This is a genomic window from Streptomyces sp. NPDC005803, from assembly GCF_040630435.1.
Taxonomy (GTDB): domain Bacteria; phylum Actinomycetota; class Actinomycetes; order Streptomycetales; family Streptomycetaceae; genus Streptomyces.
The window spans coordinates 43,629-68,709 of record NZ_JBEXXO010000021.1 but is presented as its reverse complement, the minus strand read 5'-3'; the positions used below and the strand labels follow the sequence as shown (position 1 = coordinate 68,709).

General features: G+C 72.6%; 21 protein-coding genes. 9 read left to right on the top strand and 12 right to left on the bottom strand.

Annotation, left to right across the window (positions count from 1 at the left end; genetic code table 11):
- Positions 1-102 precede the first annotated feature (102 nt).
- From ABZ454_RS27285 to ABZ454_RS27270, 4 genes are all read right to left on the bottom strand, one after another.
- On the bottom strand, positions 103-945 hold the full coding sequence (locus ABZ454_RS27285) for an alpha/beta hydrolase (protein WP_359541739.1): 843 nt from the start codon (positions 943-945) through the stop codon (positions 103-105).
- Between the two features lie 4 nt (positions 946-949).
- Entirely contained in the window at positions 950-1,567 is a 618-nt protein-coding gene (locus tag ABZ454_RS27280; protein WP_359541737.1) for a dihydrofolate reductase family protein, read from the bottom strand.
- A 354-nt stretch (positions 1,568-1,921) separates the two neighbouring features.
- Positions 1,922-2,905, bottom strand: a complete 984-nt coding sequence (locus tag ABZ454_RS27275; RefSeq protein WP_359541735.1) for a formylglycine-generating enzyme family protein — start codon at positions 2,903-2,905, stop codon at positions 1,922-1,924.
- Positions 2,902-4,122, bottom strand: coding sequence for an ROK family transcriptional regulator (locus tag ABZ454_RS27270; RefSeq protein WP_359541733.1), 1,221 nt, complete (start codon positions 4,120-4,122; stop codon positions 2,902-2,904). Before ABZ454_RS27270 ends, ABZ454_RS27275 begins: the two co-directional genes overlap by 4 nt.
- A 202-nt stretch (positions 4,123-4,324) precedes the next feature.
- On the opposite strand from ABZ454_RS27270, the gene ABZ454_RS27265 reads away from it, so the two are divergent.
- The 6 genes from ABZ454_RS27265 to ABZ454_RS27240 all read left to right on the top strand — a co-directional run bounded on the left by ABZ454_RS27265 (position 4,325) and on the right by ABZ454_RS27240 (position 13,863).
- Entirely contained in the window at positions 4,325-5,812 is a 1,488-nt protein-coding gene (locus ABZ454_RS27265) for a sulfatase-like hydrolase/transferase (protein WP_359541732.1), read from the top strand.
- Positions 5,809-6,663, top strand: a complete 855-nt coding sequence (locus tag ABZ454_RS27260; protein ID WP_359541730.1) for an ABC transporter permease — start codon at positions 5,809-5,811, stop codon at positions 6,661-6,663. The genes ABZ454_RS27265 and ABZ454_RS27260 overlap by 4 nt, the downstream gene beginning before the upstream one ends.
- A 2-nt stretch (positions 6,664-6,665) precedes the next feature.
- Complete coding sequence (locus tag ABZ454_RS27255) at positions 6,666-7,445, top strand: ABC transporter ATP-binding protein (protein WP_359541728.1); 780 nt, start codon at positions 6,666-6,668, stop codon at positions 7,443-7,445.
- Positions 7,442-8,467, top strand: coding sequence for an aliphatic sulfonate ABC transporter substrate-binding protein (locus ABZ454_RS27250; protein ID WP_359541726.1), 1,026 nt, complete (start codon positions 7,442-7,444; stop codon positions 8,465-8,467). Before ABZ454_RS27255 ends, ABZ454_RS27250 begins: the two co-directional genes overlap by 4 nt.
- Complete coding sequence (locus ABZ454_RS27245; RefSeq protein WP_359541724.1) at positions 8,464-10,725, top strand: DUF4838 domain-containing protein; 2,262 nt, start codon at positions 8,464-8,466, stop codon at positions 10,723-10,725. The genes ABZ454_RS27250 and ABZ454_RS27245 overlap by 4 nt, the downstream gene beginning before the upstream one ends.
- A gap of 72 nt (positions 10,726-10,797) precedes the next feature.
- Complete coding sequence (locus tag ABZ454_RS27240; protein ID WP_359541723.1) at positions 10,798-13,863, top strand: beta-galactosidase; 3,066 nt, start codon at positions 10,798-10,800, stop codon at positions 13,861-13,863.
- Positions 13,864-13,936: 73 nt separating this feature from the next.
- Here the strand turns inward: ABZ454_RS27240 and ABZ454_RS27235 are convergent, their stop codons facing one another.
- The 5 genes from ABZ454_RS27235 to ABZ454_RS27215 form a co-directional block, all read right to left on the bottom strand.
- Positions 13,937-14,431, bottom strand: a complete 495-nt coding sequence (locus ABZ454_RS27235) for an FBP domain-containing protein (protein ID WP_356322049.1) — start codon at positions 14,429-14,431, stop codon at positions 13,937-13,939.
- A 56-nt stretch (positions 14,432-14,487) separates the two neighbouring features.
- Positions 14,488-14,988, bottom strand: coding sequence for an NUDIX domain-containing protein (locus ABZ454_RS27230; RefSeq protein WP_359541719.1), 501 nt, complete (start codon positions 14,986-14,988; stop codon positions 14,488-14,490).
- A gap of 70 nt (positions 14,989-15,058) precedes the next feature.
- The gene (locus ABZ454_RS27225) at positions 15,059-15,958 is read right to left on the bottom strand and encodes a hypothetical protein (RefSeq protein WP_359541718.1); all 900 of its coding nucleotides are present in this window, start codon (positions 15,956-15,958) and stop codon (positions 15,059-15,061) included.
- Positions 15,955-16,968 carry an SPFH domain-containing protein gene (locus tag ABZ454_RS27220; protein ID WP_359541717.1) on the bottom strand — a complete coding sequence of 338 codons (1,014 nt, stop codon included), beginning with the start codon at positions 16,966-16,968 and terminating at the stop codon, positions 15,955-15,957. The genes ABZ454_RS27225 and ABZ454_RS27220 overlap by 4 nt, the downstream gene beginning before the upstream one ends.
- A 292-nt stretch (positions 16,969-17,260) precedes the next feature.
- The gene (locus ABZ454_RS27215; protein WP_359541714.1) at positions 17,261-17,890 is read right to left on the bottom strand and encodes a TetR/AcrR family transcriptional regulator; all 630 of its coding nucleotides are present in this window, start codon (positions 17,888-17,890) and stop codon (positions 17,261-17,263) included.
- A gap of 162 nt (positions 17,891-18,052) precedes the next feature.
- Between ABZ454_RS27215 and ABZ454_RS27210 the strand changes: the two genes are divergently transcribed.
- Both ABZ454_RS27210 and ABZ454_RS27205 read left to right on the top strand, forming a co-directional pair.
- Positions 18,053-18,898 carry a phosphatase PAP2 family protein gene (locus ABZ454_RS27210; RefSeq protein WP_356319729.1) on the top strand — a complete coding sequence of 282 codons (846 nt, stop codon included), beginning with the start codon at positions 18,053-18,055 and terminating at the stop codon, positions 18,896-18,898.
- A complete protein-coding gene (locus ABZ454_RS27205; RefSeq protein WP_359541713.1) occupies positions 18,895-19,854 on the top strand; it encodes a hypothetical protein in 960 nt (319 codons plus the stop codon). The genes ABZ454_RS27210 and ABZ454_RS27205 overlap by 4 nt, the downstream gene beginning before the upstream one ends.
- Before the next feature lie 72 nt (positions 19,855-19,926).
- Here ABZ454_RS27205 and ABZ454_RS27200 read toward each other — a convergent pair whose 3' ends face one another.
- A complete protein-coding gene (locus ABZ454_RS27200; RefSeq protein ID WP_359541711.1) occupies positions 19,927-20,478 on the bottom strand; it encodes a PadR family transcriptional regulator in 552 nt (183 codons plus the stop codon).
- A gap of 62 nt (positions 20,479-20,540) precedes the next feature.
- Positions 20,541-22,556 (bottom strand): NADPH-dependent 2,4-dienoyl-CoA reductase, encoded by a 2,016-nt coding sequence (locus ABZ454_RS27195; protein WP_359541708.1) that lies wholly within the window; start codon positions 22,554-22,556, stop codon positions 20,541-20,543.
- A 241-nt stretch (positions 22,557-22,797) separates the two neighbouring features.
- Here ABZ454_RS27195 and ABZ454_RS27190 point away from each other — a divergent pair, with 241 nt between their 5' ends.
- On the top strand, positions 22,798-23,322 hold the full coding sequence (locus ABZ454_RS27190) for a DoxX family protein (RefSeq protein ID WP_359541705.1): 525 nt from the start codon (positions 22,798-22,800) through the stop codon (positions 23,320-23,322).
- A gap of 99 nt (positions 23,323-23,421) precedes the next feature.
- Here ABZ454_RS27190 and ABZ454_RS27185 read toward each other — a convergent pair whose 3' ends face one another.
- A complete protein-coding gene (locus ABZ454_RS27185) occupies positions 23,422-25,068 on the bottom strand; it encodes an FAD-dependent oxidoreductase (protein ID WP_359541703.1) in 1,647 nt (548 codons plus the stop codon).
- Positions 25,069-25,081: the final 13 nt, after the last annotated feature.

Sequence of the window (25,081 nt, the reverse complement as noted above, 5' to 3'; positions counted from 1 at the left end):
TTGCGGCTGTGTTCCGCGGTGTGACGCTTCGGCCGCCCGGTAAGAGCGTGCGACGGCCGGTGCCGCGCAGGGAGGCCGGACCCGCGCGGCAGCCGCCGTCCTCTACCCGAGCGTGAGCATCGCGTCGGCGACTTCCCCGATCGTCGCGTCGGGGATCGCGGTGGCGGCCTCCTCGAGGACGAGCAGCCGTGCCCCGGGGATCTCCCGCGCGATCGCCTCGCCGTTGCCGACGGGGAAGAACCGGTCGCGGCGGCCGTGGACGACGAGCGTGGGGACCGCGATCGCGGTCAGACGCTCGCGCCAGCGAGGTGTGCAGTCGAGTCGGGAGAACACCAGGCCCATCTGGTTGGCCATCTGGACCGGGGGCGCGGTGCCGGGTGTGCGGTCCCAGACGCGTGCGGCGATCGCACGCGCGGCGACGGGGTCGTCGCCGAGGATCTCCGCGCCGGCGGCGGCGAACTCCGCGACCGCCTCGCGGTCGGTCCACTCGGGCATCGGGCGCGTGAACAACCGGTTCATCGTCGCCTGGTCATGGTCGGGGAGGTCGTCGTCGGGCGGGCCGGGGGCGACCGCGCGGGTGCCGGCCAGGGTGAGCGCCGAGAACGCGCCGGGGTGGTCGAGCACGGCCACCTGGGCGACCATCCCGCCGACGCCGATCCCCGCGAGATGGGCGGGCCCCCCGCCGAGCGCGTCGACGAGGGCCGCCGCGTCGGCGGCGAGATCGCGCAGGGTGTAGGCGGGCGCGTCCAGGTCGGCCGTCGTCGACTCCCCGCTGTCGCGCAGGTCGTAGCGCACCGCGCGGCGCCCGCCGGCGGCGAGGCGCTCGCACAGCGCGTCCGGCCAGGAGAGCATCGTCGTCCCGCCCGCGAGCAGGACGAGTGGCGCGTCGTCGTCACCGAACGATTCGATGCCCAAGGCGATCCCCCGGGCGTGGACGATGGTCATCGGATCACCGGGAGACGTCGTAGGTCAGGTGGGTCGCGGTCGATGTCGAGATCACGCTCCGTTGTACCAGCGTGCGCGGCGTTCCGCCGGTGAACAGGGGTGTCCCGGAGCCCAGCACGACGGGCGCGAGGTGCAGTGTCAGGGCGTCGACCAGTCCGGCTTCGAGCGCCGAGCCGATCGTGGCGCCGCCGCCCATGAGGATGACGTCGAGGTCCTTGCCGCGGGCCGACGAGGCCGCTTCGGCCCGCTCGCGCGCGGCGGTGACGGCGTCGGGCAGCCCGGTGGTGACGAACGTCCAGTCCAGCTCGTTCGTCCGCACCGACTCGGGCGGCGAGCTCGTCACGACGACGAACGCGGGCTTGCCGACCTCTCCGGCGCCGTAGCCGGACGTGTCGTCCCAGCCCTTCGGCCCGTCGACCACGTCGAAGAGGCGGCGGCCGAGGATGACGGCGCCCGATCGGGCGGTCCCCTCGCTCAGGAACCGGCGGTCGTCGGGGTCGTCGGAGAAGGCCCACGTGTGCAGGGCCTCGCCGCCGGTGCCCATACCGTTGTCCGGACTGGGGTCGGGCCCGGTGACGAAACCGTCGAGAGAGACCGAGATGTCAGCGATGATTCGAGTCATGCAAGGGCAGACTCGATCCGCCGCCCGAACTCATCGCTGACGCGTGCGGCGTGCGGCGTGCGGCGGACGGAAGCGGCCGCGCCCGTCGGTCACGTCGCCGTGGCTCGACACCTCCTGCCACGACCCGCTTGTGCCCGGGCGGGAACGCCGCCGTGAACGGGTGGACGCGCAGAACGTACTCCTCGATGCCCCGGCTCGACCGGCACCGCGCGCGGCGGGGCTGGGCGCGCCCTCCGTGGTGCGTTCCTCGTCGAGCTCGCGGCGCGAGGCCTTGAGGCAGGCGGTCGTGAGGAGCCGGCGGTTGCCCATTCGGGGCCTCGTCCCCCATACGCAGCATGAAATCGGTGTCCGGCCTCACGTGCGCACGGACACCGCGCAGCGGAAGCCGCCGTGTCCGGTCGTGCTGTCCGGGGTGTTGGAGGTCCGCGCGGCGGTCCGGTAGCGGTTGCAGTACGAGCGGTGACACAGGTACGAGCCGCCGCGCAGCACCCGGTTCTCGCCGTGCGGCGGCCCGGCCGGGTCGGAGCGGGTCTCCGGGCGGGCGTCGGCGTGCCATTCGGCGCTGAAGCGGTCGGCGCACCACTCCCACACGTTGCCCGAGGTGTTGTAGAGGCCGTAGCCGTTGGGGGCGTACGCCTTGGCGGGCGCGGTGCCCGCGAAGCCGTCCTCGCGTGTGTCGCGTACGGGGAAGTCGCCCTGCCAGATGTTGCAGCGGTGCCGGCCGTTCGGGGTCAGCTCGTCGCCCCACGGGAAGCGGGCCCGCACGAGTCCGCCCCGGGCCGCCTTCTCCCACTCGGCCTCGGTGGGCAGCCGCTTGCCGGCCCAGCGGGCGTAGGCCGTCGCGTCGTGCCACGACATGTGGACCACCGGGTGGTCGCGGCGGTCACCGATCGAGGTACCGGGCCCCTCGGGGGCGCGCCAGTGCGCTCCGGCCACCGCGCGCCACCAGGGGGCGCCGGGCACGGTGCCCGGCAGCACGGCGTGCCGGGCCTCCTGCGGGACGAGGGCGCCGAACACATAGGACCAGCCGATGAGTTCGGCCTCGGTGCGATAGCCGGTCGCCTTGACGAAGACGGCGAAGCGGGCGTTGGTGACGCAGGCGGCGTCGATGTGGAAGGGGGCGAGGGTCACCTCCCGTACCGGCCCCTCGCCGTCGGCCGGGAACGCGTCCTCGTCCTCGCCGCCCATCAGGAACGGACCGCCGGGCACCGCCACCATGCCGCGCAGCAGCTCGGCGCGGCGGCGCTCGGGTACGGCGAAGTCCGCCGGGGGAGCCGCCAGGGTGGTCGCGGCCGCCGTCGCGGCGTTGTCGCGGGCCGGTCCGCAGCAGGCGTTCACCGTGAGGTGCCCTCAGGGAGCGCGGGGGCCGGGCGGTCGAGAAGCTCCGCCAGGTCCTGGCCGGTGGTGCGCAGCAGCAGGGCCACCCCGCCGAGCGCGGCCGCGTCACCGCCGAGGGTGGATCCGCGGACCTCGATGGTGCGGGGCGCCGAAGGCAGGGAGAGCGCGGCGAGCTGCTCGCGGATCGGTGCGAGGACCAGGGTGTCGAGGGACGCCGGTTCCCCGTAGACGACGACGCACTCGGGGTCGACCTGGGCGGCGAGGGCCGCGAGCACCCGCCCCGCGACGACGGCCGCGCTCCGGATCACCTCGGCCGTGTCCGGCTGGCCCTCGGCGGCGAGTGCGATCAGCTGCCCGGCGTCCGTCGCCGTGACGCCGCGATCGGCGCAGGCGGCGAGCAGGGCGGGGACGGAGATGAGCCCCTCCAGGCAGCCCCGGCCACCGCAGTGGCAGGGCTTCCCCTCGGGGTCGCAACTGGTGTGGCCGATCTCCCCGGCGGTGCCATGGGCGCCGTGCACCAGAGCGCCGTTGACGACGAGCCCGCCACCGACCCCCTCCGACCAGCGCAGGTAGACGGCGTTGTCGATCCCGCGAGCCGCCCCCCAGGTCACCTCGGCCAGCGCCGCGAGCCGCGAGTTGTTGTCGGTGAGCACGGGGGCGTCGAAGTGCCGGCCCAGCACGTCGGCGACATGACCGGCGAACGGCGTCATGGTGCGCGGATCACCGGAGGCCGGGTTCTGCACGAAGCCGGGAAGGCCGAGGCCGATGCCCGCGACGGGGGCGAGGTCGATGTCCTCCCGCCGCACCAGGTCCTCGACCGCGCGGATCGCCTGTGCGGCGCGTTCGGCGGCGCCGCTGTCCGCCGGGACGGGGGCACTGTGGCGGCCGACGATCTCGTGCGCGCAGTTGGCCACGACCACGTGGATGTGGTGACGCTGCAGGTCGATGCCGATCAGCTCGGCACCGCGGGAGTTGAGCGTGACCTCCAGGGCCGGCCGGCCACGGCCGCGTGGCTGCTCGGGGTCGGGGGCCTGCTGTTCGACGACGGCTTTGCGCTCCAGCAGATCGGACACGATCGCGAACAGGGTCGTGCGGGAGAGACCGACCCGCGCCTTCAGCTCGCCGCGGCTCAGCGCGCCCGACCTGCGCAGTTCACCGAGTACGGCGGCTTCGTTGGCCCGGCGCAGGCGCTGGAGGGCATCGGTGCGTTCCGTCATGGACGCATGGTCGATCGGTCAAGGGGTTTCTGTCAATGGCCCGGACGAATTCACACGATGTTTATTCCCAAGGGTTGACGTAAAAAACTCGGCGTCCTTACAGTTCCGGTCAATTGCCTGCACCGGCACCCGTCGAGCCGACGCCGTACCGCGTGCCGGCCTCCCTGCAGCACCGTGAGCGACCACCGAAAGGGCGGCCCGAGTGGCTCCGCGCAACGTCCTGTTCCTGATGACCGACCAGCACCGGGTCGACACCCTGGGCTGCTACGGCAACCCGCTCGTCGACACCCCCGCCCTGGATGCCCTGGCGGCCGAGGGAACCCGCTTCGACCGCTTCTACACCCCGACGGCGATCTGCACCCCGGCCCGCGCCTCCTTGGCCACCGGCCTGCACCCGTTCCGTCACGGCATGCTGAACAACCCGGAACGCAACGGGGGGAGCAAGGACGAACTCGCCGACGACCACCCCATGCTCTGGCGGCAGTTGACGGATCAGGGCTACTCGGTGGGCCACGTCGGCAAGTGGCACATCGGCCGCGAGCGCGGCCCCGAGTTCTACGGCCTGGACGGGGAGCACCTGCCCGGCGCGCTCAACCCCGTCCACCACCCCTCGTACGAGAAGTGGCTGGAGGACAACGGCTTCCCGCCCTTCTCCGTACGCGAGCCCGTCTTCGGGACCGCGGCCAACGGCACCGGCCGGGGCCACCTCATCGCGGGCCGGCTCCAGCAGCCCGCCGAAGCCACCATCGAGGCCTTCCTCACCGACCGCACGCTCGGTCTGCTCGACCGCTACGCGGCCGACTGGAAGGCGAACGGCACGCCGTTCATGCTGTCGTGCCACTGGTACGGCCCGCATCTGCCCTACCTGATCCCCGACAGCTACTACGACCTGTACGACCCCGACGACGTACCCCTGCCCGCCTCGATGGCCGAGACCTTCGCCGGGAAACCCGAGGTGCAGCGCCAGTACAGCGCCTACTGGTCGTCCGACGACTTCGACGCCGCCGCCTGGCGCAAGCTCATCGCCGTCTACTGGGGCTACGTCACCATGATCGACCACCAGGCGGGCCGGCTGATCGACGCGCTCAAGGGGCACGGCCTGTGGGACGACACGGCGGTCTTCTTCACCGCCGACCACGGCGAGTTCACCGGCGCCCACCGGCTGAACGACAAGGGCCCGGCGATGTACGAGGACATCTACCGCATCCCCGGCATCGCCCGGGTCCCCGGCGCCCCCGCACAGGTCAGCGACGACTTCGCCGGCCTCGTCGACCTCAACCCGACCATTCTCGAACTGGCCGGCGCGCCCGTGCCCGGCCTGTGCGACGGCACCAGCCTGCTGCCCCTGCTGCACGGGGCCGACAGCGGGGACAGCCGCCACGAGATCGTCGCCGAGTTCCACGGCCACCACTTCCCGTACTCCCAGCGGATGCTCCGCGACCGGCGCCACAAGCTGGTGCACAACCCGGAGAGCGTGCACGAGCTGTACGACCTGGAGACCGACCCGCACGAACTCCACAACGTCTATGACGCGCCCGCCTACGCGGAGGTCCGGCGCGACCTCACCGTCCGGCTCTACCGCGAGCTGCTGCGCCGCGGCGACCCGGCCTACACCTGGATGAGCTACATGGCCGACATCGGCGGCGACCGCGCCGCGGACGTCGACGGCGTCGCGGAGGAAGTGGCATGAAGGCGCCGGCCCGAGCCCCCGAGGAGCGACGGACGAGCCCGCCGCGCACGAAGCCGTCGCCCCCGAAAAGTGCGCACGGTACCAGCACCACGGCGCGGGGGACCGGCCGGCTCACCGCCGTCCTGCTCGCCCTCGCCTCCGCCGCGCTCGGACTGCTCAGCTGGGTGGCCCTCGCCCACAGCGGCATCGACGGCTTCCCCGGCCCCGTCTCCGTGGGGCGCAGGGCGGGTGAACTCATCGCCGACGGCACGCTCTTCGAAGACGCGGGCGCCAGCCTGAAACGCGTCCTCACCGGCTACGTCCTCGGTGTCCTCCTGGCGATTCCCGTCGGCTTCCTCATGGGCTGGTACCCCGTCGTCCGCCGGCTGATCGAGCCGTGGCTGCAGTTCTTCCGCATGGTGCCGCCGCTCGCGATCATCCCGCTCGCCATCGTCCTCATGGGCATCGACGAGACCCCCAAGATCTTCGTGATCTTCCTCGCCTCGTTCCTGTCCTGTGTCGTCTCCACCTTCCAGGGCGTCGTCGCCGTCGACGTCACCCTCGTCAACGCGGCCCGGGTGCTCGGCGCCCGCGACCCGCAGGTCTTCCTCGGCGTCGTCGTGCCGGCCTCCACCCCGTTCATCCTGGTCGGCATGCGGATCGGGCTCGGCGCCTCCTGGGCGACCGTCGTCGCCGCCGAACTCATCGCGGCCCAGGGCGGACTGGGCTTCCGGATGCAACAGGCACAGCTCTACTACGACCTGCCGACCATCTTCGTCCAGCTCATCGCGATCGGCGCGATCGGCCTCGTCATGGACCGGCTGCTGCTCGTCGCCGAGCGCAGGCTCACCCACTGGCAGGAACGGCGGTAACCATGCCCACGATCCAATTCCACGACGTGACCCGCGACTTCGCGGTCAAGAACGGCGACTTCCTGGCCCTCGACCGAGTGAGCCTCACCATCGAGGACGGGGAGTTCGTCACCGTCGTCGGCCCCTCGGGCTGCGGCAAGAGCACCCTGATGAACATCGCCGCCGGACTCCTCGACGCGACCGGCGGCGAAGTCACCGTGGACGGTACACCCGTCCACGGCCCCGCCCCCGAACGCGGCGTCATCTTCCAGCAGTACGCGCTCTTCCCCTGGATGACCGTCACCGCCAACGTCGAGTACGGACTCAAGGTCGCCGGTGTCGCCAGGACGGAGCGGCGGCGCCGCGCCCGCGAGGTCATCGAACTCGTCGGCCTCACCGACTTCGCCGGCTCCCTGCCCAAGACCCTCTCCGGCGGCATGAAACAGCGCTGCGCCATCGCCCGCGCCTACGCCGTGGACCCCAAGGTCCTCCTCATGGACGAGCCCTTCGGCGCGCTCGACTCCCTCACCAGGGTCCGGATGCAGGAGTCCCTCCTCGACACCTGGGGCCGCGACCGGCGCACCGTCATGTTCATCACCCACGACGTCGACGAGGCCGTCTTCCTCGCCGGCCGCGTCGTCGTCATGGCGGCCCGCCCCGGCCGCGTCCACACCGTCATCCCGGTCACGCTGCCCTATCCGCGCACCGAGGAACAGCGGCTGTCGCCCGAGTTCGCCGAGCTGCGCGCCCGGGTGTGGCACGCCGTCCACCACCAGCCGGCTCTCGAAGGAATGACGTCATGAAGTCGATCCCCGCCGTCCGCCGCCGAACCGCCGGTCTGCTCATGGCCCTGGCGCTCCTGACCACCGCCACCGCCTGCGGGGACGACTCCTCCGACGGTGCCGGCGGAGCGCGGAAGGTGACGTTCGGATACATCGCCGACTACAGCGGTTCCGTCGCGCTGGCCGTCGCCCAGAAGCAGGGGCTGTGGAAGAAGGCGGGCGTCACCCCCGAACTGAGGGTCTTCACCAACGGGCCGCTCCAGGTCACCGCCCTTGGCACCGGCAGTCTGGACTTCGGCTACCTCGGCCCCGGCGCACTGTGGCTGCCTGCCTCCGGCCGCGCCTCCATCGTCTCCGTCAACATGCTGGGTCTCGCCGACCGGGTCATCGCCCGGCCCGGCTCCGGCATCGAGAAGCCCGCCGACCTCAAGGGCAAGAAGGTGGCCGTCGCCGAAGGCACCTCCGGAGACATGATCCTCGACCTCGCGCTGAACGAGGCCGGTCTGAAGCCGGACGACGTCACGAAGGTGGCCATGGACGCCTCGACCGTCGTCACGGCGTTCTCCTCGGGGCAGGTCGACGCGGCGGCCACCTGGTACCCGCTCATCGACACGATGAAGAAGAAGGTGCCCGATCTGAAGGAGATCAGCCAGACGCAGGACTACTACCCCGAGATGACCTTCCCCAACGTCTTCGTCACCCAGCCGAAGCTGGCCTCCGGCGACCCGGAGCTCGTCAAGAAGGTGACCGGGGTGCTCAAGGAGGCCGGTGACTGGATCGCGGCACACCCCGAGGAGTCGGAGACCGTGGCAGCCGACTTCCTGAAGCTGCCGGCCGGGCAGCTCAAGGGCTCCACCAAGTACGTGAAGATCCTGCCCTCGGCCGAGCTCACGAAGCTTACCCAGGACGGCACGGTCGACGGCTGGTTCGACGGACTGTCCGGCGTCTTCAACCGGATGGGAAAGCTGCCGAAGGCGGACAAGGCCTCGGACTACTACCTCGGTGACCTGTACACCGCAGCCGGAAAGGCGGACCGCTCATGAATGACGCCTCGCACCAAGACCTCACCACCGCACCGAGTGCCGTGAGACGGCGCGGATTCCTGGTGGGAGCCGCCGGCCTGGCCGGCGCCGCCCTCCTGCCGGGAATCACCGCCACGGACGCCGCGGCGGAAGGCGCCCGGCTTCCGGTCGCCTCCGGCGGCCGGGCCAGAGCCTCCGTGCTCTGGTGGGGCGGCGGCAGCGCCGAGTTCGCCGCCACCGAGCTGCGCGACTACCTCCACAGGATCACCGGCGCCCGCCTCCCGCTGCGCGCCGCCGCCCCTCCCGGCACCGCCCTGCCCGAGGGCGTCACCGGCCTGGTCGCCCTGCGCGCCGGATCCGGCGCACGGGACGGCATACCCGAGGCCCGGCTCGGGGACGCAGGCCGGGAACTGTCCGGGGCCCCGGAGGACTCCTTCACCCTGCTCGGCGACGGCACCTCCCTCCTGCTGACGGGCCAGGGCGACCGGGCGCCGCTCTACGCCGTCTACGCCCTGCTGGAACGGGTCGGTGTTCGCTTCTTCGCCCCGGCGTTCCCGGCGTACGAGGGCCACCACGAGTACGTACCGAAGAGCCGCACCCTCGCCCTGACCGCCGTACGCCTCACCGACCGGCCGGCCTCGCAGCTGCGACGGCAGTACGCCGAGGAGGGCTTCAGCCACACCGCGGCGAGCCTGCCGCCCCTGCTCGACTGGATGGCGAAGAACCGGCTCAACACCTTCGTCTACCCGACCGATTACCTGGGCCTGGGCGTCACCACGTACGACGGCGTGCGCGAGGTGCTGGTCCGCGAGGCCGCCAAGCGCTCCTTGCGCATCGAGACCGGCGGCCACGGGTACGACAGTTTCCTGCCGAAGGCCGACTACCCGCGGTTCTACACGTCCGGCGGCCCGCTCTTCGACATCTACGATCCTCAGGCCCTGGACGCGTACGTGGCCAAGGTCCTCGCCTTCCTCCGCGAGCGTCCGGAGATCACCGTCTTCGACTGCTGGCCGCCGGACGTCGGCGCCTTCCAGAAGCCGATCCTCGACCGGTACGGCAGTGCGGCCAACGCGGAGTCGGTGGTGGTCAACGAACTCGTCCGGGTGCTGCGTCAGGAACTGCCCGGGGTCCGGGTCGAACGGATCGCGTACGCCTCCACCGTCCGGCCGCCCGACCCGGAGTACGCGAGCGATCCCGAGGTCATCGTCGACTTCGCCCCGTACTCCCGGAACTACGACGGCCACCTCGGCGACCCCGCGGTCGGGGCCAACGTCTCCTTCGCGAACGCGCTGCGTGCCTGGCGCACCACGCACCGGGGCCCGCTCGCGATGTACGAGTACTACCGGCGCTACCGCTGGCGTAGCCTGCCGGTGCACCCGCTCACCACCATGGCGGGCGACATCGGCTTCGAGTCGGGGCTCGGTGTCAACGGCTACGGGATGTACAGCGAGCCGGGCGACTGGATCACGTACGAGCACGTCCAGAACCTCTTCGCCGCGCTTGCCTGGGACAGCACCCTGGACGGCGGTGCCTTCCTCGACGGGTACCTCCAGGCACGTTTCGGCGCCGGGGCGGCAGCCGCGATGGGGCGCTACTACGACCTCACGCGCCTCGACCCGGACACCCACACTCCCGCAGCCCTCACCACGCACTACACGCAGGCCCGCGCCGCTCTCCAGGAGGCCACCGGTCAGGTGAACGGGGCGGCGCCCCGCACCCTGCTCGACCGGCTGACCCGCAACCTCGACATCGCCCTGGCCGACATGAGGATCGGCCTGGCCCCGGCCGGCAGCGCCGAACTCGACACCGCACGGCGGGAATACCGGACACTCGTGCACCGCAACCGGTTCACCGGCATCTGCCTGCCGAACATGCAGGCGTGGTGGCGGTGGAACGGCCCCGCGGGCCAGGCGCCGTACGACGACGCGCGGATCCGCCAGGCCGTCGTCGACACCTACGCGAGTGCGGCGGCGGGCTTCGGGAACCCGGGATTCCTGGCTCTCGAAGCGGGCGGTGACTCCGTGCCACTCGACGTGGAGGCCCAGGACGTCGACTTCTCCGGCCACACCGTCCACTGGTCGGCGACCGCGCCCGGCGGAGTCCTCGTGGAGCCCGCCCACGGCACGCTGAGGGTGCGCGGCACCCGGGGCGGCGTCCAGCGGGTGGGCGTGCGCGCCACCGCGGACGCGGCGCCCGGCTCGGGCCGGATCACGCTCGACTTCCGGCTGACCGACGGAACGCGACTGGTCCCCGCCGAGGTGGCGGTCGGCATCGGCTGACCCGCACGGCTCACCACGACCGGCTCCGTGGCCCACGGAGCGGCACCATGAGCACACAGCGAAAGGGCGTTCATGACGCATCACCCCCACCGGCTGCACGTCTTACGACGGCGGGCCGTCGTCGGCGGCCTGGCCACCGGTCTCGTGCTGTCCCTCGCCTCGCCCCTGCCGGCGTCCGCGCACACCAGCGGCCCGCCCGGGCGGGCCCCCGCGGCCGCGTCGGCCGTCCCCCACCGCTTCCCGGGCAACGACCACCGGCCCCACACCGTCGCCTGGGACGAGAAGTCGCTCAAGGTCGACGGCGAGCGGCTGGTCGTGTGGTCCGGAGAGTTCCACTACTGGCGGCTGCCGAGCCCCGACCAGTGGCGTGACGTCCTGCAGAAGCTGAAGGCGTCCGGCTTCAACGCCGTGTCGCTGTACTTCTTCTGGGGCTACCACTCCGGCGAACCCGGCACGTACGACTTCAGCGGGGTCCGCGACATCGACCGGCTCCTGACCATGGCCGAGCAGGAGGGCCTGTACGTGATCGCCCGCCCGGGCCCGTACATCAACGCCGAAGTGAGCATGGGCGGCCTGCCGCCGTACATGACCACGTACCAGGGCGAGCAGCGCACGGCCGACCCGCAGAACCTGGCGGCCGACCTGGAGTGGCTGAAGGCCGTCAACGGCATCATCCGCCGACACCAGATCACCGACGGAGGCGGCAGCGTCATCGCCTACCAGGTCGAGAACGAACAGATCGACAACTCGCCCGAGCACGTCGACTACATCGAGAGACTGCAGAGCGCCGTCGTCGACCAGGGCATCACCGTGCCCCTGTTCCACAACGACTACGGCACCGGCCACGGCTGGAACGTGCCGGGCGGGCCCGGCGGCTCCCGGCTGGACCTCTACGCCTTCGACACCTACCCGCTGGGCTTCGACTGCGCGGGCAGCCGGGGGCAGCTGAAGGACTACGAGTCCCGCATCCGCGGTTACGCGCCCCGCACGCCCGTCTTCGTCGCCGAGGGGCAGGGCGGCGCGTTCACCGCCTGGGGCCGCGACTTCCAAACGAACGAGTGCGCCACGTTCACGGACACCGCTTTCACCCGCCAGTTCGCCGTGAACAACCTGGCCAACGGCGCCACCATGTTCAACACGTACATGGAGTACGGCGGTACGAACTGGGGCTGGACCGGCGACCCCGGCTCCGGATTCACCTCCTACGACTACGGGGCGGCGATCGCCGAGAACCGCGCGATCACTCCCAAGCTCGCCGTGCAGAAGGAGTTCGGCTCCCTGCAGAACGCCGTGAAGCCGATCGCCTCCGCCCAGGCCGTCACCGCCCCGGCGGTCACCGTCACGGGGGGCGGCCCCGTCAAGGCCCAGCAGCGCCTGTCCACCGAGAAGGCGGGCGACACCTCCGTCTCGGGCAACGGGACGCGGCTGATCACGCTGCGCCACCCGGACTCCGACGACACCACGACCAGCCGCGTCACCTTCCCGCTCGACCTGGCCGGCCCCTCCGCCGGGCCCGCCGCCTACCCACGCGTCCCACAGAAACAGGGCACCGCGATCACCGTGGGCGGGCGCGACGCGGCGACCCTCGTCGCGGACTACGCCTTCGGGCCGCACCGGCTCGTCTACTCCACCTCGCAGCTGCTGACCCGGCTGAACGCCGGGCGTGATCTGCTCGTCCTCGACGGCGCGAAGGGCACGGACGGCGAGACCGTGCTGCGCTACGCGCAGAAGCCCGAGGTCACCAGCCTGGACGGGGCGCCGGTGGAGACCACCTGGGACCCGGAGCGGGGCGACCTGCGGATCAACTACGTGCACGAGGGCACCCGGACGGTGCGCGTGAGCGGCGGTGACCGTGTGCTCACCCTCGTGATCTCCGACCGGGAGGGCGTCGCCGCCACCTGGCAGCTCGACGCCGGGAGCAGCGACGTGCTGGTCCTGGGGCCGGAACTCGCCCGCACGGCCCGGGTCGCCGGCGCCCGGCTCGATCTGACCGGCGACACCCGCCGGGCCGGGCGGGTGCGCGTCTTCGCCCCCGCCGGCGTGGACAGCCTCACCTGGAACAGACGCCGCCTGGCGGTGAGCCGGGACGAGGCAGGAGCGCTCGTCGCCGACGTGCCGGGCCCGGCGGAGGTGTCGCTGCCCGCCCTGGACACATGGCGCGCCGCGGGGTCCGATCCCGAACACACGACAGCGTTCGACGACTCGGACTGGACGGTGGCGGACCGGACCACGGCAGCCAATCCGCGGCACGGGCCCGGCGCGGTTTCCGGGGTGGTGCTGGACACCGACGAGTACGGCTTCCACGAGGGCGACACCTGGTACCGCGGCCACTACACGCCGGCCGCCGCCGGCCGGACGGTCCAGGTCACGGTGAAGACCGGCACCGCCGGACACGCTCTCGTCTGGCTGAACGGCCGTTACCTCGGCGCCCAGGGGGACGGCACCGCCACCCACACGGTCCCTGCCGGACTGGCCGAACCGGGCAAGCCCGCCGTACTCGCGGTCCTGGTCCGGAACATGGGCCAGTACGAGGACTGGAGTTCCGACGGCCGGTCCAAGGGCGGCCGGGGCCTGTCCGACGTCGACATCGCCGGAGCGGGCAAGGTCGACTGGAGGATCCAGGGCGCCCTCGGCGGGCCGCACCCCGCCGACACCGCACGCGGTCCCTACAACAACGGAGGTCTGTACGGCGAGCGCATGGGCTGGCACCTGCCCGGCGCACCGGACGGGTCCTGGGAACGGACCGGCTCGCTCAAGAGCGACCGCCCCGGGGTGCGGTGGTACCGCACCACGGCCCGGCTGAACCTTCCCAGGGGTACGGACACGGCGGTAGGCCTGCGGATCGACGACGACAGCGCGAAGGCGGACAAGTACCGCGTCCAGATCTTCGTCAACGGCTGGAACACCGGCCAGTACGTCAACAACGTCGGCCCGCAGAAGGAGTTCGTCATCCCGGCCGGTTTCCTGGAGCCACAGGGCGCCAACAGCATCGCGCTGGCGGTCACCGCCGAGCAGACCGGTGTCGGACCCGACGCGGTCCGGCTGGTGAACCAGGGCGCCGTGCGGGGAGGTGTCGAGGGACGACGGAACGCGGCGCCGGACTACGCGACGGTGCACGGCACGCGCACGGCGCGCTAGCCGGTCCGCGCGCACGCCCGTGCCCGCCCCGACGGCTGGACCGCCGGGGCGGGCGCGGCCGTACGGGCCCGGCTCAGCCGAAGAGCTTGGCGACGAACGCCGAAAGATTGGCCGTCGTGCGCGCGATCTGCTCCTCGACGGTCAGTGACTCCTTGAAGCGAGCCCCCGACGCCACCGCCTTCTTCCCCCGTACGTAGAGCGAGCAGTCCAGGTCGGTGCACATGTACAGGCCCACCGAATTGCCCTCGCGCCCCGCCGGACCCGCCTTGCGGGCGGTCATCAGGGACACCCCGCTGCCCGGGTGCGTGGTCAGACAGAGCGAGCACATGCTGCGGTGGAGGAATCCGCGCTGCTGGGAGGGGAAGCGCAGCGAGATGCCGGTCAGCTTGTCCTCGTGCTCGGTGACGATGTAGCTGCGCCCCGGGGCGGAGAGGTCGCGCCACCCCAGGAAGTCGAGGTCGTCCCACGACAGCTCGTCGAGATCGCGGGGCAGCGGCAGACGCCCCGCTTCTCCCTTGGAGCAATTGACGAACGATGTGCGGATGTCCTGCTCGGTCACGGCCTTCATACCGACGACGCTAACCCTGCCTACGAGCCCTAGGCAAATGATTAATGGATATAGGGCTATGCCTGTGTGTTCTCGGTCGCGATGTCCAGCCGGTGCACGGGCGGGTGCGCGATGCCGAGATCGGGGCGCCAGGCCGCGAGGATCTGCGCCGAGGGGTCGAAGAGCGGCACTGGGAGCTCTTCGGGCCGGATCCATCGCCAGGCGCTGATGAGATGGGGTTCGGTCACCTGCGCGGCGCCACTCCCGACGGTCACCCGTGCGGCCATCGTCACCCGGTTGATCCCGTGGACCGCGTCGTGCAGCATCGCGAAGACGCGTACGTCGCGCTCGGCCGCCTCCAGCCCCGTCTCCTCCCGGAGCTCACGCACCGCCGCCGCCGCGATCGACTCGTGCGTCGGATCGACCTTGCCGCCGGGCAGCTCCCAGGTGCCGCTGTGATGCCGCCCCAGCAGGATCCGCCCCTGCCCGTCCTGCACGAGCACGCCGACCCCCAGGGCCGCCTGGGCCACGGGCGGTCGGGCGTTGCGGGACGGGACGGGTGTGGCATCTGCATCCATGGCGCTCTCCTGGCGGGGGCCGGACCGGGTCGGGCGTCGAGCCTACGGGGACCGGACGCGCCCGCGCCGGTCACACCGCCAGCCGCAGCGAGGTGGCCGAGACGCCGAGCCGCACGGTCTGGCCCCACGTCAGCTCCAGCGCGTCCGCCTCCATGCCGTCGCCGAAGACCACCAGCCGGTCCGATTCGACGGTGAGCCGCAGTCCCTGCCCCCGGCCCAGCTCACCCGAGACGAGCGAGGTGCCCGTCGCCGGTGACGGCCAGGCCTCCCGTACGAACCAGAGCAGCCGGGGGTCGGTCGGGGCCGGCAGGGCGAGCGGGCTGTGACGTTCCTGCCACAGCGAGCGCAGCCATCCGGTGGCACCGGTGCCCGTGCCGACCAGAACGCCGGACGAGGCCTGTGACTCGGCGGGGGAGTCCGCAGGGCCGGTGCCGAGCCGGTAGCGAGCCGTCTGGTGCCCGGCGGGGCCGAGGTAGATCTCGTTGAGCGCCAGGAGCCGCTGGGTGTCGTCGGCCACCGCCTCGACCATGGTCAGCTCGTCGGCCCGTGCGCCCGGCGTCACGGCGGCCCGCAGCAGGGCGGCCGCGTCGGCCGGCCGGTGGCGCACCAGGACGCCGGGGTTGCGGCCGGGGTCGGTGTCGATGCCCACGACAGGCTGCCCGGAGAGGTACTTGGCGGCGTTGGCGACCAGCCCGTCCTGCCCGACGACGACCACCACGTCCTCGGGTGCGAACAGGAACCGGTCCAGGTCCGCCCGCTCCACCCGCGAGTGGCGCCACTGGAGGGGAACGGCCGCCGCCACATCGGCCAGCGCCTGGCGGGTACGTTCGTGCCGCCGGGCCACCTCGTCGATGGACCGGCCCCGGCTGGAGAGGAAGAACGCCGCCTGGCCATGCGTGCCGTGTCGGGTCAGCAACTCCTCGTACTCGGTGGTGCGGTGGACCAGGACCGCCCGCGGGGCCAGACTCACGCCCGGGCCTCCGGCGTGGCCCTGCCGAGCTTGGTGAGCAGGCCGGTGAGGACGTCGGGGGACAGGGTGAGGCTGTCGATGCGCGGCAGGTTCTCGGCGAGCCGGGTGACGGCCAGCGCGTGCAGGGTCGCGGCGTCCACCTCGCCGTGCACCCGCAGCCAGGCCGCCTGCGACTCTGCACGGGCCGCGCCGACCTCACGGGCCGCTTCCGCCTCGGCACGGGCGAGACGCACCGTGCGTGCTGCTTCGGCCTCGGCGCGCACACCGTCGGCCGCCGCGTGCTCCTCGGCCTCGCGGCGGGTGTTGGTGCCCCGCTGCTCGACCAGTTGCTCCTCGCGCCGGGCCAGCTCGATCTGGCTGGCCAGCTCGTTCTCGGCGATCGTCCGCTCACGCTCGACCGCCACCGCCCGGCGTTCGTAGGTGGCCCGGTCGGCCTCCTGCTGGATCTGCTCGCGGGCGGGGGTGCGCAGCGCGCGTTCCACCTCGGCCTCGGGGCGGATGGCCACGACGCGCACGGCCACCACGTCGATGCCGGTGGCGGGCAGCCGGGGCTCGCCGGCCAGACCGGCCGCCACCCGTTCGCGTACCGCGGCGACCCCGTCCACCAGCGCGGCGGCCAGGGGAGTGCGGGCCAGGACGTCGAGGGTGTGCTGCTGGGCCGTCTCCGTGAGCAGCGTCGCGATCTGCTCCAGCGGGGCGCCGCGCCATGCACCGGTGTCGGGGTCGACGGAGAAGTCGAGGCGGGCGGCCGCCTCGGCCGGATCGCTGATCCGGTACGTGACGGTGGCCTGCACGGTGACGTCCTGGAAGTCGGCCGTGCGGGCGTGGAACCCCATGGCCAGCTCCCGGTCGTTGACGGGCACCTCGGAGAGCGCGGCGCTCAGCGACCGGTACCAGAAGCTCAGCCCCGCTCCGTCGTGAACGAGCACGCCGCGCTTGTGGTGGCGGATGTGGGCGGTGGGCGCGGAGCGCAGATGGCGCCAGCCGAAGCGCCGGGTGATGTCGGCCATGAGGGACCCCCTTGTTCTCGTCATAGAGACGATAAAGGCTCGGCGTTCATATCGTCAAGGGGACGAAAAGGGGCGGTCGGGCGGGCCTGCCCATGTGTCGGAGGGGTGGGGCGGGCCTGCCCATCTGTCGGAGGGGTCGGGCGGGCGGGGGTTCTCTTTCCCTTCTGCCGAAACGCGGCCGGCCGGTGACTTCCGCAGAAGTCACCGGCCGGCCGGGGTGTGCGCCGCCCCCGTCCCCACGGTGCGGCGCGGGTGAACCGTCGTCATCCGCTCGGACGACGGCCCACGTCTGTCAGGGCCGGGACGCCTGAGCGTCGAGGCCGAGTGCGGGAAAGACGGCGCCTTCCACGAAGCGGGCGAGGAACGTCTCGTCCGCGTAGGCGCCCTCCAGGAGCGGGCGGGCGCGCATCACGCCGAGCAGCTGGGCGGAGACGAACTCCACGGCCGGGTTGTCCGCGGCCACCTCGCCCCGTTCCACGCCGCGCGCGACCATCGCGTCGATCGCCGCCAGCTCGGGCAGGATCAGTGACTCGCGCAGCGCGCACAGCAGCTCGGGGCTCTGCAGCGCGGCGTGGCTCAGGGCCAGCATCAGGGGGGTGTCGCGTCCGGACTCCTCGCCGATGGCGCGCGCCGCTTCCCGCAGATCCCCCGCCAGGGTGCCCGTGTCGATCCGGCCGAGCAGCCCGCGCCGGGTCCCGTGGAGTGCGGCGACGACCAGTTCGGGTTTCGATCCCCACTGGCGGTAGAGCGTGGACTTGCCGCAGCGGGACCGGGAGGCGACGCCTTCCATCGTGAGCGACTCGTAGCCGCTCTCTCTCAGCATGTCGAGCACGGCCGTGTAGAGCTCTTGGGCCCGCTCCGGCGTGATCTTCGAGCGGCGCGACGCGGTGGCCTGCTCCGGCGCCCATTGCTGCGACGACATGCGCTTTCCCTCTCTGCGATTCTGCGACGAGGTGCCTCGATACGCCAGTGTACCGATACGCGAGTGTTCCGATACGCCTCCGTATCGGTACACTGGCGTATCGATACGGCAGGGACTCGTTCCTGCCACCGAAACACCGCATCGTCAGCAAAGGGGCACCGGATGAAGTTCGCCGGTAGCAGGCCCGCCGATCGGGAGCCGGACACTTCTGCCCGACCGCCCCTCGTCCGCGAGCTTCTTCTCGTCGTAGGACTGTTCGTGATCTACAAGTTCGGCCGCCAGGCGGCCAACGGTCACGTCGACGAGGCGTTCCACAACGCCGGAGGCGTCTGGGACTTCGAACGCGCCGTGCACCTGCCCGGTGAGGGTGCCGTACAGGGCCTGCTGCTCCACGACGAGACGCTGATCCACCTCGCGAACACCTACTACGCGACCGTGCACTTCCCGGCCACCCTGCTCTTCCTCGCCTGGCTGTACTGGCGCCGCCCGCGCCACTACCTCTGGTCACGCCGCGTCCTCGCCGTGCTCACCGGCGCCGCCCTCGCCCTGCACCTGCTGTTCCCGCTCGCCCCGCCCCGGCTGCTCGCCGCGACAGGCCTGGTCGACACCGGGCAGGTCTACGGGCCGACGGTGTACGGATCCACGCCGGCCGCCGACTCGATGGCGAACCAGTTCGCTGCCATGCCCTCGCTGCACTTCGGCTGGGCGGTCATGGTCGGCGTCGGCCTCGTCGTCGCCACCCGCTCGCGGTGGCGCTGGCTGTGGCTGCTGCACCCCGCGATCACGCTGCTCGTCATAGTCGGCACCGCCAACCACTACTGGCTGGACTCGATCGTGGTGGCCGCACTGCTTTCGGTCGCCCTCGCGGCGCTGCGGCTGCCACGCGCGGAACCGGTCCGGGCCCACCTGCCGTGGCCGTCCGTGGCCGGCGCGCCCGCCCACGCCGTCGCCGCGCCGTACGCCTCCGGCCGTGCCTCTTCGTACGCCTCCTCCGGGACCGGGCGATGAACGCCACCCTGGTCGCCGTCGCGCTGTCGCTCGTCTCCGCCGCCGCCTACGCCTCGGCCGCGGTGGCCCAGGCGCGGCTCGCGGGACGCACCGCACCGGGCACCGGAACGCTCCGGCTGCTCGGCAGCGGCGCGTGGTGGGCGGCCGTCGGGCTGAACGCGGGCGGCGCCCTGCTGCACGTCGCCGCACTGAAGTACGGCCCGCTGACCCTGGTCCAGCCGCTCGGCGCGCTCACCCTGGTCGCAGCCGTACCGCTGGGCGCGCGGGCCGCGGGCCGCAAGGTCACGACGACGGAATGGCGCGGCACCCTCCTGACCCTGCTGGGCCTGGGGGCCCTGCTGATGACGGCGGGCGGCGCCGCTCCGCACGAGACGCTGAGCCTGACCGAGGCGCTCGCCGTCGGCGCCGCGACCATGGCCCTCGTCGCCGGGCTCAGCCGCCCTGGCGCGCGCCCCGGTCTGCGCCACGCCGCGGCCTCCGGCATCACCTCGGGTGTCGCCTCCGCGCTGACCCAGACCCTGACCGTCGCCGTCACCGACCACACCACAGGCCCGCTGATCAGCGTGCGCCTCGTGGTCGTCGCGGTGCTCGTGTCGGCCTTCGCGATGGGCGGACTGCTCCTGTCCCAGACCGCCTACCGGGGCGGCCTCGGCGCACCGCTCGCCGTCGTCACCCTCGCCAATCCGGTCGCCGCGGCGGCGATCGGCCTGGCCCTGCTGGGGGAGCGGCTCCAGGGCGGGACGATCAGCCTGGTCCCGGCGCTGCTCGGCACGGCGGCGGCCGTACGGGGCGTGATCCTGCTCAGCCGCGCCCAGGCGCAGACCACGGTCGCCGGCGAGGCGGCCGTGGCCGAACCCGCTCCGAGCGTGCCGTCGAGGGTCGTCATCCAGAGCCCGCGGGCCGCGCTCCACCACGGGCACGGGCACCTGCGACGCATCCGGGCGGGCCGCTCGTAGCAACCCCCGGTCCGACTTCCGGCTCGGCGGCGAGGGCCGCTCCGAGCGGCCGGCGTACACCGGCCGATGCACCTACCCGAGATCGGCGGCCGCGGCGCCGGCGTTGTCGGCCAGCGCCCGGGTCAGCCAGCCGATCCAGAAGTTCTCCAGATCGATGCCCCCGCGCAGCACGAGATGGCGCAGCCGGTCCTGTGCCGCGTCGCGCCCGGGCGGGAAGTCCCGTTCCTCGATCTCCAGGTACTCCGCGAGCCGGCGCCGGTGCAGCGCGAGGTGGCGGCGCAGCTCCGCGTCGAGTCCGGGCGCGCCGACGACCGCCGCCGCCCGCATCCGCAGGAGCAGCGGATCGCGGATCTGCTTCGGATCCTCCGGGCGGGCCACCCAGGCGGACAGCGCCTCGCGGCCCGCGGGCAGCACCTCGTACTCCTTCTTCTGACCCCGGGCCGGCTGGGCGGGTGCCAGCGCACGGATCTGCCCGGCCTGCTCCAGCTTGCCCAGCTCGCGGTAGATCTGCTGATGCGTGGCCGACCAGAAGTAGCCGATCGACCGGTCGAACCTGCGGGTCAGCTCCAGCCCTGACGAAGGTTTTTCGAGCAGTGCGGTGAGGATCGCGTGCGGGAGTGACATGGGGTGCATCCTAAGGAGCCCCGGAGGGCCGGACGGGGCGGTCCGGCCCTCGGAGGCCGTGGTCAGAGCGAGGCGGCGAGTTCCGTGCCCTGGCGGATCGCCCGCTTGGCATCCAGCTCGGCCGCCACGTCGGCGCCACCGATCAGGTGCGCGGGGCGCCCGGCTGCGAGCAGCTCCTCGTACAGGTCCCGCCTGGGCTCCTGGCCCGCGCAGAGCACGATCGTGTCGACCGGCAGCAGGTGCTGCTCGCCGTCGACCGTGATGTGCAGTCCGTCGTCGTCGATCCGGTCGTAGCCGACTCCCGCGAGCATGGTGACGCCGCGGTGCCGGAGCTCGGTGCGGTGGATCCAGCCCGTCGTCTTACCGAGGCCGGCGCCGACCTTGCTCGCCTTGCGCTGGAGGAGATGGACGGTGCGGGGCGACTTTGGGCGCTCGGCGGTGCCGAGTCCGCCCCGCTCGCGGTACTCGGTGTCGACGCCCCACTGCCGGAAGAACGCCTCCGGGTCCAGGCTCGCCGCGTCCCCGCCGTCGGTCAGGAACTCCGCCACGTCGAAGCCGATCCCGCCCGCCCCGACGAGCGCCACCCGGTCACCCACCGGCGCCCCGTGCCGCAGCACGTCGAGGTAGCTGACCACGCTCGGATGGTCCACGCCCGGGATCGCCGGCGTGCGCGGGGTGACCCCGGTCGCCAGGACGATCTCGTCGAAGCCGTCGAGCTCCCCGCTGCCGACGGCGGCGCCCAGCCGCAGCTCGACCTTCTCCTCCGCCAGCCGGGTGCGGAAGTAGCGCAGCGTCTCGTCGAACTCCTCCTTGCCCGGCACCCGGCGCGCCACGTTCAGCTGCCCGCCGATCTCGTCGGCCGCGTCGAAGAGGGTCACCTCGTGACCGCGCTCGGCGGCCGTCACCGCGCAGGAGAGCCCGGCCGGACCGGCCCCGACGACCGCGACGCGCTTGCGGGTACGGGTCGGCGACAGCGTGAGTTCCGTCTCGTGACAGGCGCGCGGGTTGACCAGGCAGGAGGTGACCTTCCCGCTGAAGATGTGGTCCAGGCAGGCCTGGTTGCAGCCGATGCAGGTGTTGATCGCGTCCGCGCGGCCCTCGCTCGCCTTCGCGACGAAGTCCGGGTCCGCGAGGAACGGCCGGGCCATCGACACCATGTCCGCGCGGCCCGACGCCAGGACCTGCTCCGCGACCTCGGGGGTGTTGATGCGGTTGCTCGTCACCAGCGGTACGGAGACGGCGCCGCGGACCTTCTCGGTGACCCAGGTGAACGCGCCGCGCGGCACCGACGTCGCGATGGTGGGGATGCGGGCCTCGTGCCAGCCGATTCCGGTGTTGATGATCGTCGCCCCGGCCGCCTCGATCTCCCGGGCGAGCCGCACGACCTCCTCCAGCGACGATCCGCCGGGCACCAGGTCCAGCATCGACAGCCGGTAGATCAGGATGAAGTCACTGCCGACCCGCTCACGGACCCGGCGCACGATCTCGACGGGGAAGCGGATGCGGTTCTCGTACGACCCGCCCCACCGGTCGTCGCGGTGGTTCGTCGCCGAAGCGATGAACTCGTTGATCAGATAGCCCTCGGAGCCCATGATCTCGACGCCGTCGTACCCCGCGCTCCGCGCCAGCGCGGCCGCCGTGACGAAGTCCTCGATGGTCGACTCGACCTCGTCGTCGGTCAGGGCGTGCGGGACGAATCCACTGATCGGCGCCTGGATCGCGCTCGGTGCCACGAGGCCGGGGTGGTGCGCGTAGCGCCCGAAGTGCAGGATCTGCATGGCGATCCGGCCCCCCGCCGCGTGAACGGCCGACGTCACCAGGGCGTGCTGCGCCGCCTCCGCCTCGGTGGTCATCTTCGCGCCGCCGGGCAACGAGCAGGCCTGCTCGTTCGGTGCGATGCCCCCGGTGACCATGAGGCCCACGCCCCCGCGGGCGCGGGCGGCGTAGAACGCGGCCATGCGCTCGAAACCGTTCTCGACCTCCTCCAGGCCGATGTGCATCGACCCCATCAGCACCCGGTTGGGCAGGGTGGTGAACCCGAGGTCGAGCGGGCTCAGCAGATGCGGGTACGGACTCATGCGGTGGCTCCTCGCGCGGTGTGGTTACGCCAGTTCTAGACCACCGAAACGTGGTTGTGCAACAAGTTGCACAATGGCGTACGTCGCACTGTGCGACAGGTCACGTACCCGAGCCGGCTCACCCGGACGGCGTACCAACGCCTCCCGCCGGGGCGTCGCCGCGCGGAGAGTGGATCCGTACCGCACCCCGGGCCCGCTCCTTCTTCCGGCGCCGGGCCCCCGAACCCTTCCGGAGACCCTCATGGGCAGCGTCAACCGTCGTGACCTCGGCCTGCTTGTCCTTCGCGTCGGCACCGGCGCAGTGCTCGCCGCGCACGGCAGCCAGAAACTCGCCGGCTGGTTCGGCGGCGGGGGCATCAAGGGCACCACGGCGGCGATGGAGGCCATGGGCTTCCATCCGCCGAAGCACAGCGCGATCGCCGCCGGCCTCGGCGAGGCCGGCGGCGGCGTCCTGCTGGCCCTGGGGCTGGCGACTCCGGCGGCCGGAGCCGCCGCCGCGGGCGCCATGGCGGGAGCCGTGGCCGTCCACGCCCCCGCGGGGTTCTTCGCGCAGGGCGGCGGCTACGAGTACCCGGCCTTCCTCGGCTTCACCGCGGCCGCGATCGGGCTGACCGGCCCCGGCCGCTACTCCGTGGACCACGCCACCCGGCACGCGTTCGACCAGCCCTGGATGGTCGCCCTGGCCTTCCTGGGCAGCGCCGCGGCCGCGGCCGTCGTCGTCGGGAAGAGGGCCAAGGGGCAGGGCGCGGAGCCGGAAGAGATCTGAGCGGGCCGCCCGCACCGGCGCGGAGCCGGCGGCCGCCCGCCGGCCCCGGCACGCCGGGGTCCGCGGGTGTCCGCCTCCGCACCTGTGCCGGGGCCCGGATCAGCGTGGGGACCTCCAGCGGCCGCCCTTCGCCGCGGCGATCAGAGCGGGGACCGTGTCGAACTTGACGCGGGGGCGGCCGGCTGCGCGGCCTCGGGCCAGCTCGGCGCGGTCGATGGCCGCCAGCCCCCGGGCATCGACCACCTGGCGGCCACGGCCCCGGGCAAGCCGCCCGAACGCCCGGGCCGGGTACGCGGGTGAGGGCAGGGCGCCCGCGACCGCGTCGGCCAGGAGAGTGCCGACGGTCTCGGCGGCGCAGGCGCGGTTGGCCCCGATGCCGCCCGACGGACCGCGCTTGATCCAGCCGACGACATAGCTGTTGGGCAGGCCCGCCACCCGGCCGCCCTCGTGCGGCACGGTGCCGGTCGCCTCGTCGAAGGGCAGGCCGGGAACCGGCAGGCCCCGGTAACCGATCGCCCGCAGGAAAAGCCCCGCGGGTATCTCCTGATCGCCGCCGCCCGCCGTCACCCGCACGGCCTCGACCCCGTCCTGGCCGAGCACCGCCACGGGCGCGGAGTGGAACCGGAAGACGATGCGACGTCCGTGCGGCGGGGGCTGCGCCCAGTCGACCCTCTCCCGGGGCAGCTCCCGCAGCAGGGCGGCCTTCTCGCCGGCCGCCGCGCCGTCGATCGCCGCACCGGGGCGCGGGTCGTGGTCGTCGACCACCAGGTGCACCCCCGGCAGGTGGCTGAGCGCCAGCAGCTCGGACGCGGTACAGGCGGCGTCGTCGGGTCCGCGCCGCCCGAGCAGCACGACCTCACGCACCGTGGAGTCCCGCAGCGCCGTCAGCGCGTGGCCGGCGATGTCGGTGCCGGCCAGTGCGGCGGGGTCGGTGACGAGGATGCGTGCCACGTCCAGCGCCACGTTGCCGCTGCCGGCGACCACCACCCGCTCCGCGGCCAGGCCGACGGCACCCGGCGTGACGTCCGGGTGGGCGTTGTACCAGGACACGAACGTCGTGGCCGGAATGCTGGCCGGCAGGTCCTCGCCCGGGATGCCGAGCCGGCGGGAGGCGGACGCGCCGACCGCGTAGATCACCGCGTCGTGATGAGCCGCGAGCTCCTCGACGGTGACGTCCTTGCCGACCTCGATCCCCAGGTGCATCCGGACCCGTGGGTGGGAGTGGAACCGTGCGAAGGTCTCGCCGACCCCCTTCGTCGCGGGGTGGTCGGGCGCGACGCCGTACCGGACGAGGCCGCCCGCCACCGGCAGCCGGTCGATCAGCGTCACCTCGGCGTTGGTGTGCAGCAGCAGGTCCTCGGCCGCGTACATGCCGGCCGGCCCGGTGCCCACGACGGCCACCCGGAGCGGGGCGAAGTCCGAAGGCAGGCTGCGTACGAACGACGGCTCGCCCCAGGCGTGGAAGTTCGGCCCGGCGGCCGGTTCCGGCTCCCGGTCGGCGTAGTACGCCGCGTTGATGCCGGCGTACTCCTGCTGCGACCTGGAGAGGCTGTCGACCGGGAGTATCGCGTCGACCGGACAGGCGTCGGCACAGGCGCCGCAGTCGATGCAGGACTTCGGGTCGACGTAGAGCATCTCCGTGCTGCCGAAGTCCTGCTCCTCGGGCGTGGGGTGGATGCAGTTGACGGGGCACACGGCGACGCAGGTGGCGTCGCTGCAGCAGGTCTGGGTGATGGCGTAGGTCATCTCGGAAGCTCGG

What these genes read in the sequence shown, in the direction of transcription:
- ABZ454_RS27245 (WP_359541724.1), top strand. Translation starts at nt 8,464, where the DNA reads ATGAATGACGCCTCGCACCAAGACCTCACCACCGCACCGAGTGCCGTG.
- ABZ454_RS27220 (WP_359541717.1), bottom strand. Translation starts at nt 16,968, where the DNA reads ATGGCCGACATCACCCGGCGCTTCGGCTGGCGCCATCTGCGCTCCGCG.
- ABZ454_RS27235 (WP_356322049.1), bottom strand. Translation starts at nt 14,431, where the DNA reads ATGAAGGCCGTGACCGAGCAGGACATCCGCACATCGTTCGTCAATTGC.
- ABZ454_RS27285 (WP_359541739.1), bottom strand. Translation starts at nt 945, where the DNA reads ATGACCATCGTCCACGCCCGGGGGATCGCCTTGGGCATCGAATCGTTC.
- ABZ454_RS27195 (WP_359541708.1), bottom strand. Translation starts at nt 22,556, where the DNA reads ATGAGTCCGTACCCGCATCTGCTGAGCCCGCTCGACCTCGGGTTCACC.
- ABZ454_RS27215 (WP_359541714.1), bottom strand. Translation starts at nt 17,890, where the DNA reads ATGTCGTCGCAGCAATGGGCGCCGGAGCAGGCCACCGCGTCGCGCCGC.
- ABZ454_RS27190 (WP_359541705.1), top strand. Translation starts at nt 22,798, where the DNA reads ATGGGCAGCGTCAACCGTCGTGACCTCGGCCTGCTTGTCCTTCGCGTC.
- ABZ454_RS27200 (WP_359541711.1), bottom strand. Translation starts at nt 20,478, where the DNA reads ATGTCACTCCCGCACGCGATCCTCACCGCACTGCTCGAAAAACCTTCG.
- ABZ454_RS27260 (WP_359541730.1), top strand. Translation starts at nt 5,809, where the DNA reads ATGAAGGCGCCGGCCCGAGCCCCCGAGGAGCGACGGACGAGCCCGCCG.
- ABZ454_RS27210 (WP_356319729.1), top strand. Translation starts at nt 18,053, where the DNA reads ATGAAGTTCGCCGGTAGCAGGCCCGCCGATCGGGAGCCGGACACTTCT.
- ABZ454_RS27280 (WP_359541737.1), bottom strand. Translation starts at nt 1,567, where the DNA reads ATGACTCGAATCATCGCTGACATCTCGGTCTCTCTCGACGGTTTCGTC.
- ABZ454_RS27270 (WP_359541733.1), bottom strand. Translation starts at nt 4,122, where the DNA reads ATGACGGAACGCACCGATGCCCTCCAGCGCCTGCGCCGGGCCAACGAA.
- ABZ454_RS27185 (WP_359541703.1), bottom strand. Translation starts at nt 25,068, where the DNA reads ATGACCTACGCCATCACCCAGACCTGCTGCAGCGACGCCACCTGCGTC.
- ABZ454_RS27230 (WP_359541719.1), bottom strand. Translation starts at nt 14,988, where the DNA reads ATGGATGCAGATGCCACACCCGTCCCGTCCCGCAACGCCCGACCGCCC.
- ABZ454_RS27205 (WP_359541713.1), top strand. Translation starts at nt 18,895, where the DNA reads ATGAACGCCACCCTGGTCGCCGTCGCGCTGTCGCTCGTCTCCGCCGCC.
- ABZ454_RS27255 (WP_359541728.1), top strand. Translation starts at nt 6,666, where the DNA reads ATGCCCACGATCCAATTCCACGACGTGACCCGCGACTTCGCGGTCAAG.
- ABZ454_RS27250 (WP_359541726.1), top strand. Translation starts at nt 7,442, where the DNA reads ATGAAGTCGATCCCCGCCGTCCGCCGCCGAACCGCCGGTCTGCTCATG.
- ABZ454_RS27240 (WP_359541723.1), top strand. Translation starts at nt 10,798, where the DNA reads ATGACGCATCACCCCCACCGGCTGCACGTCTTACGACGGCGGGCCGTC.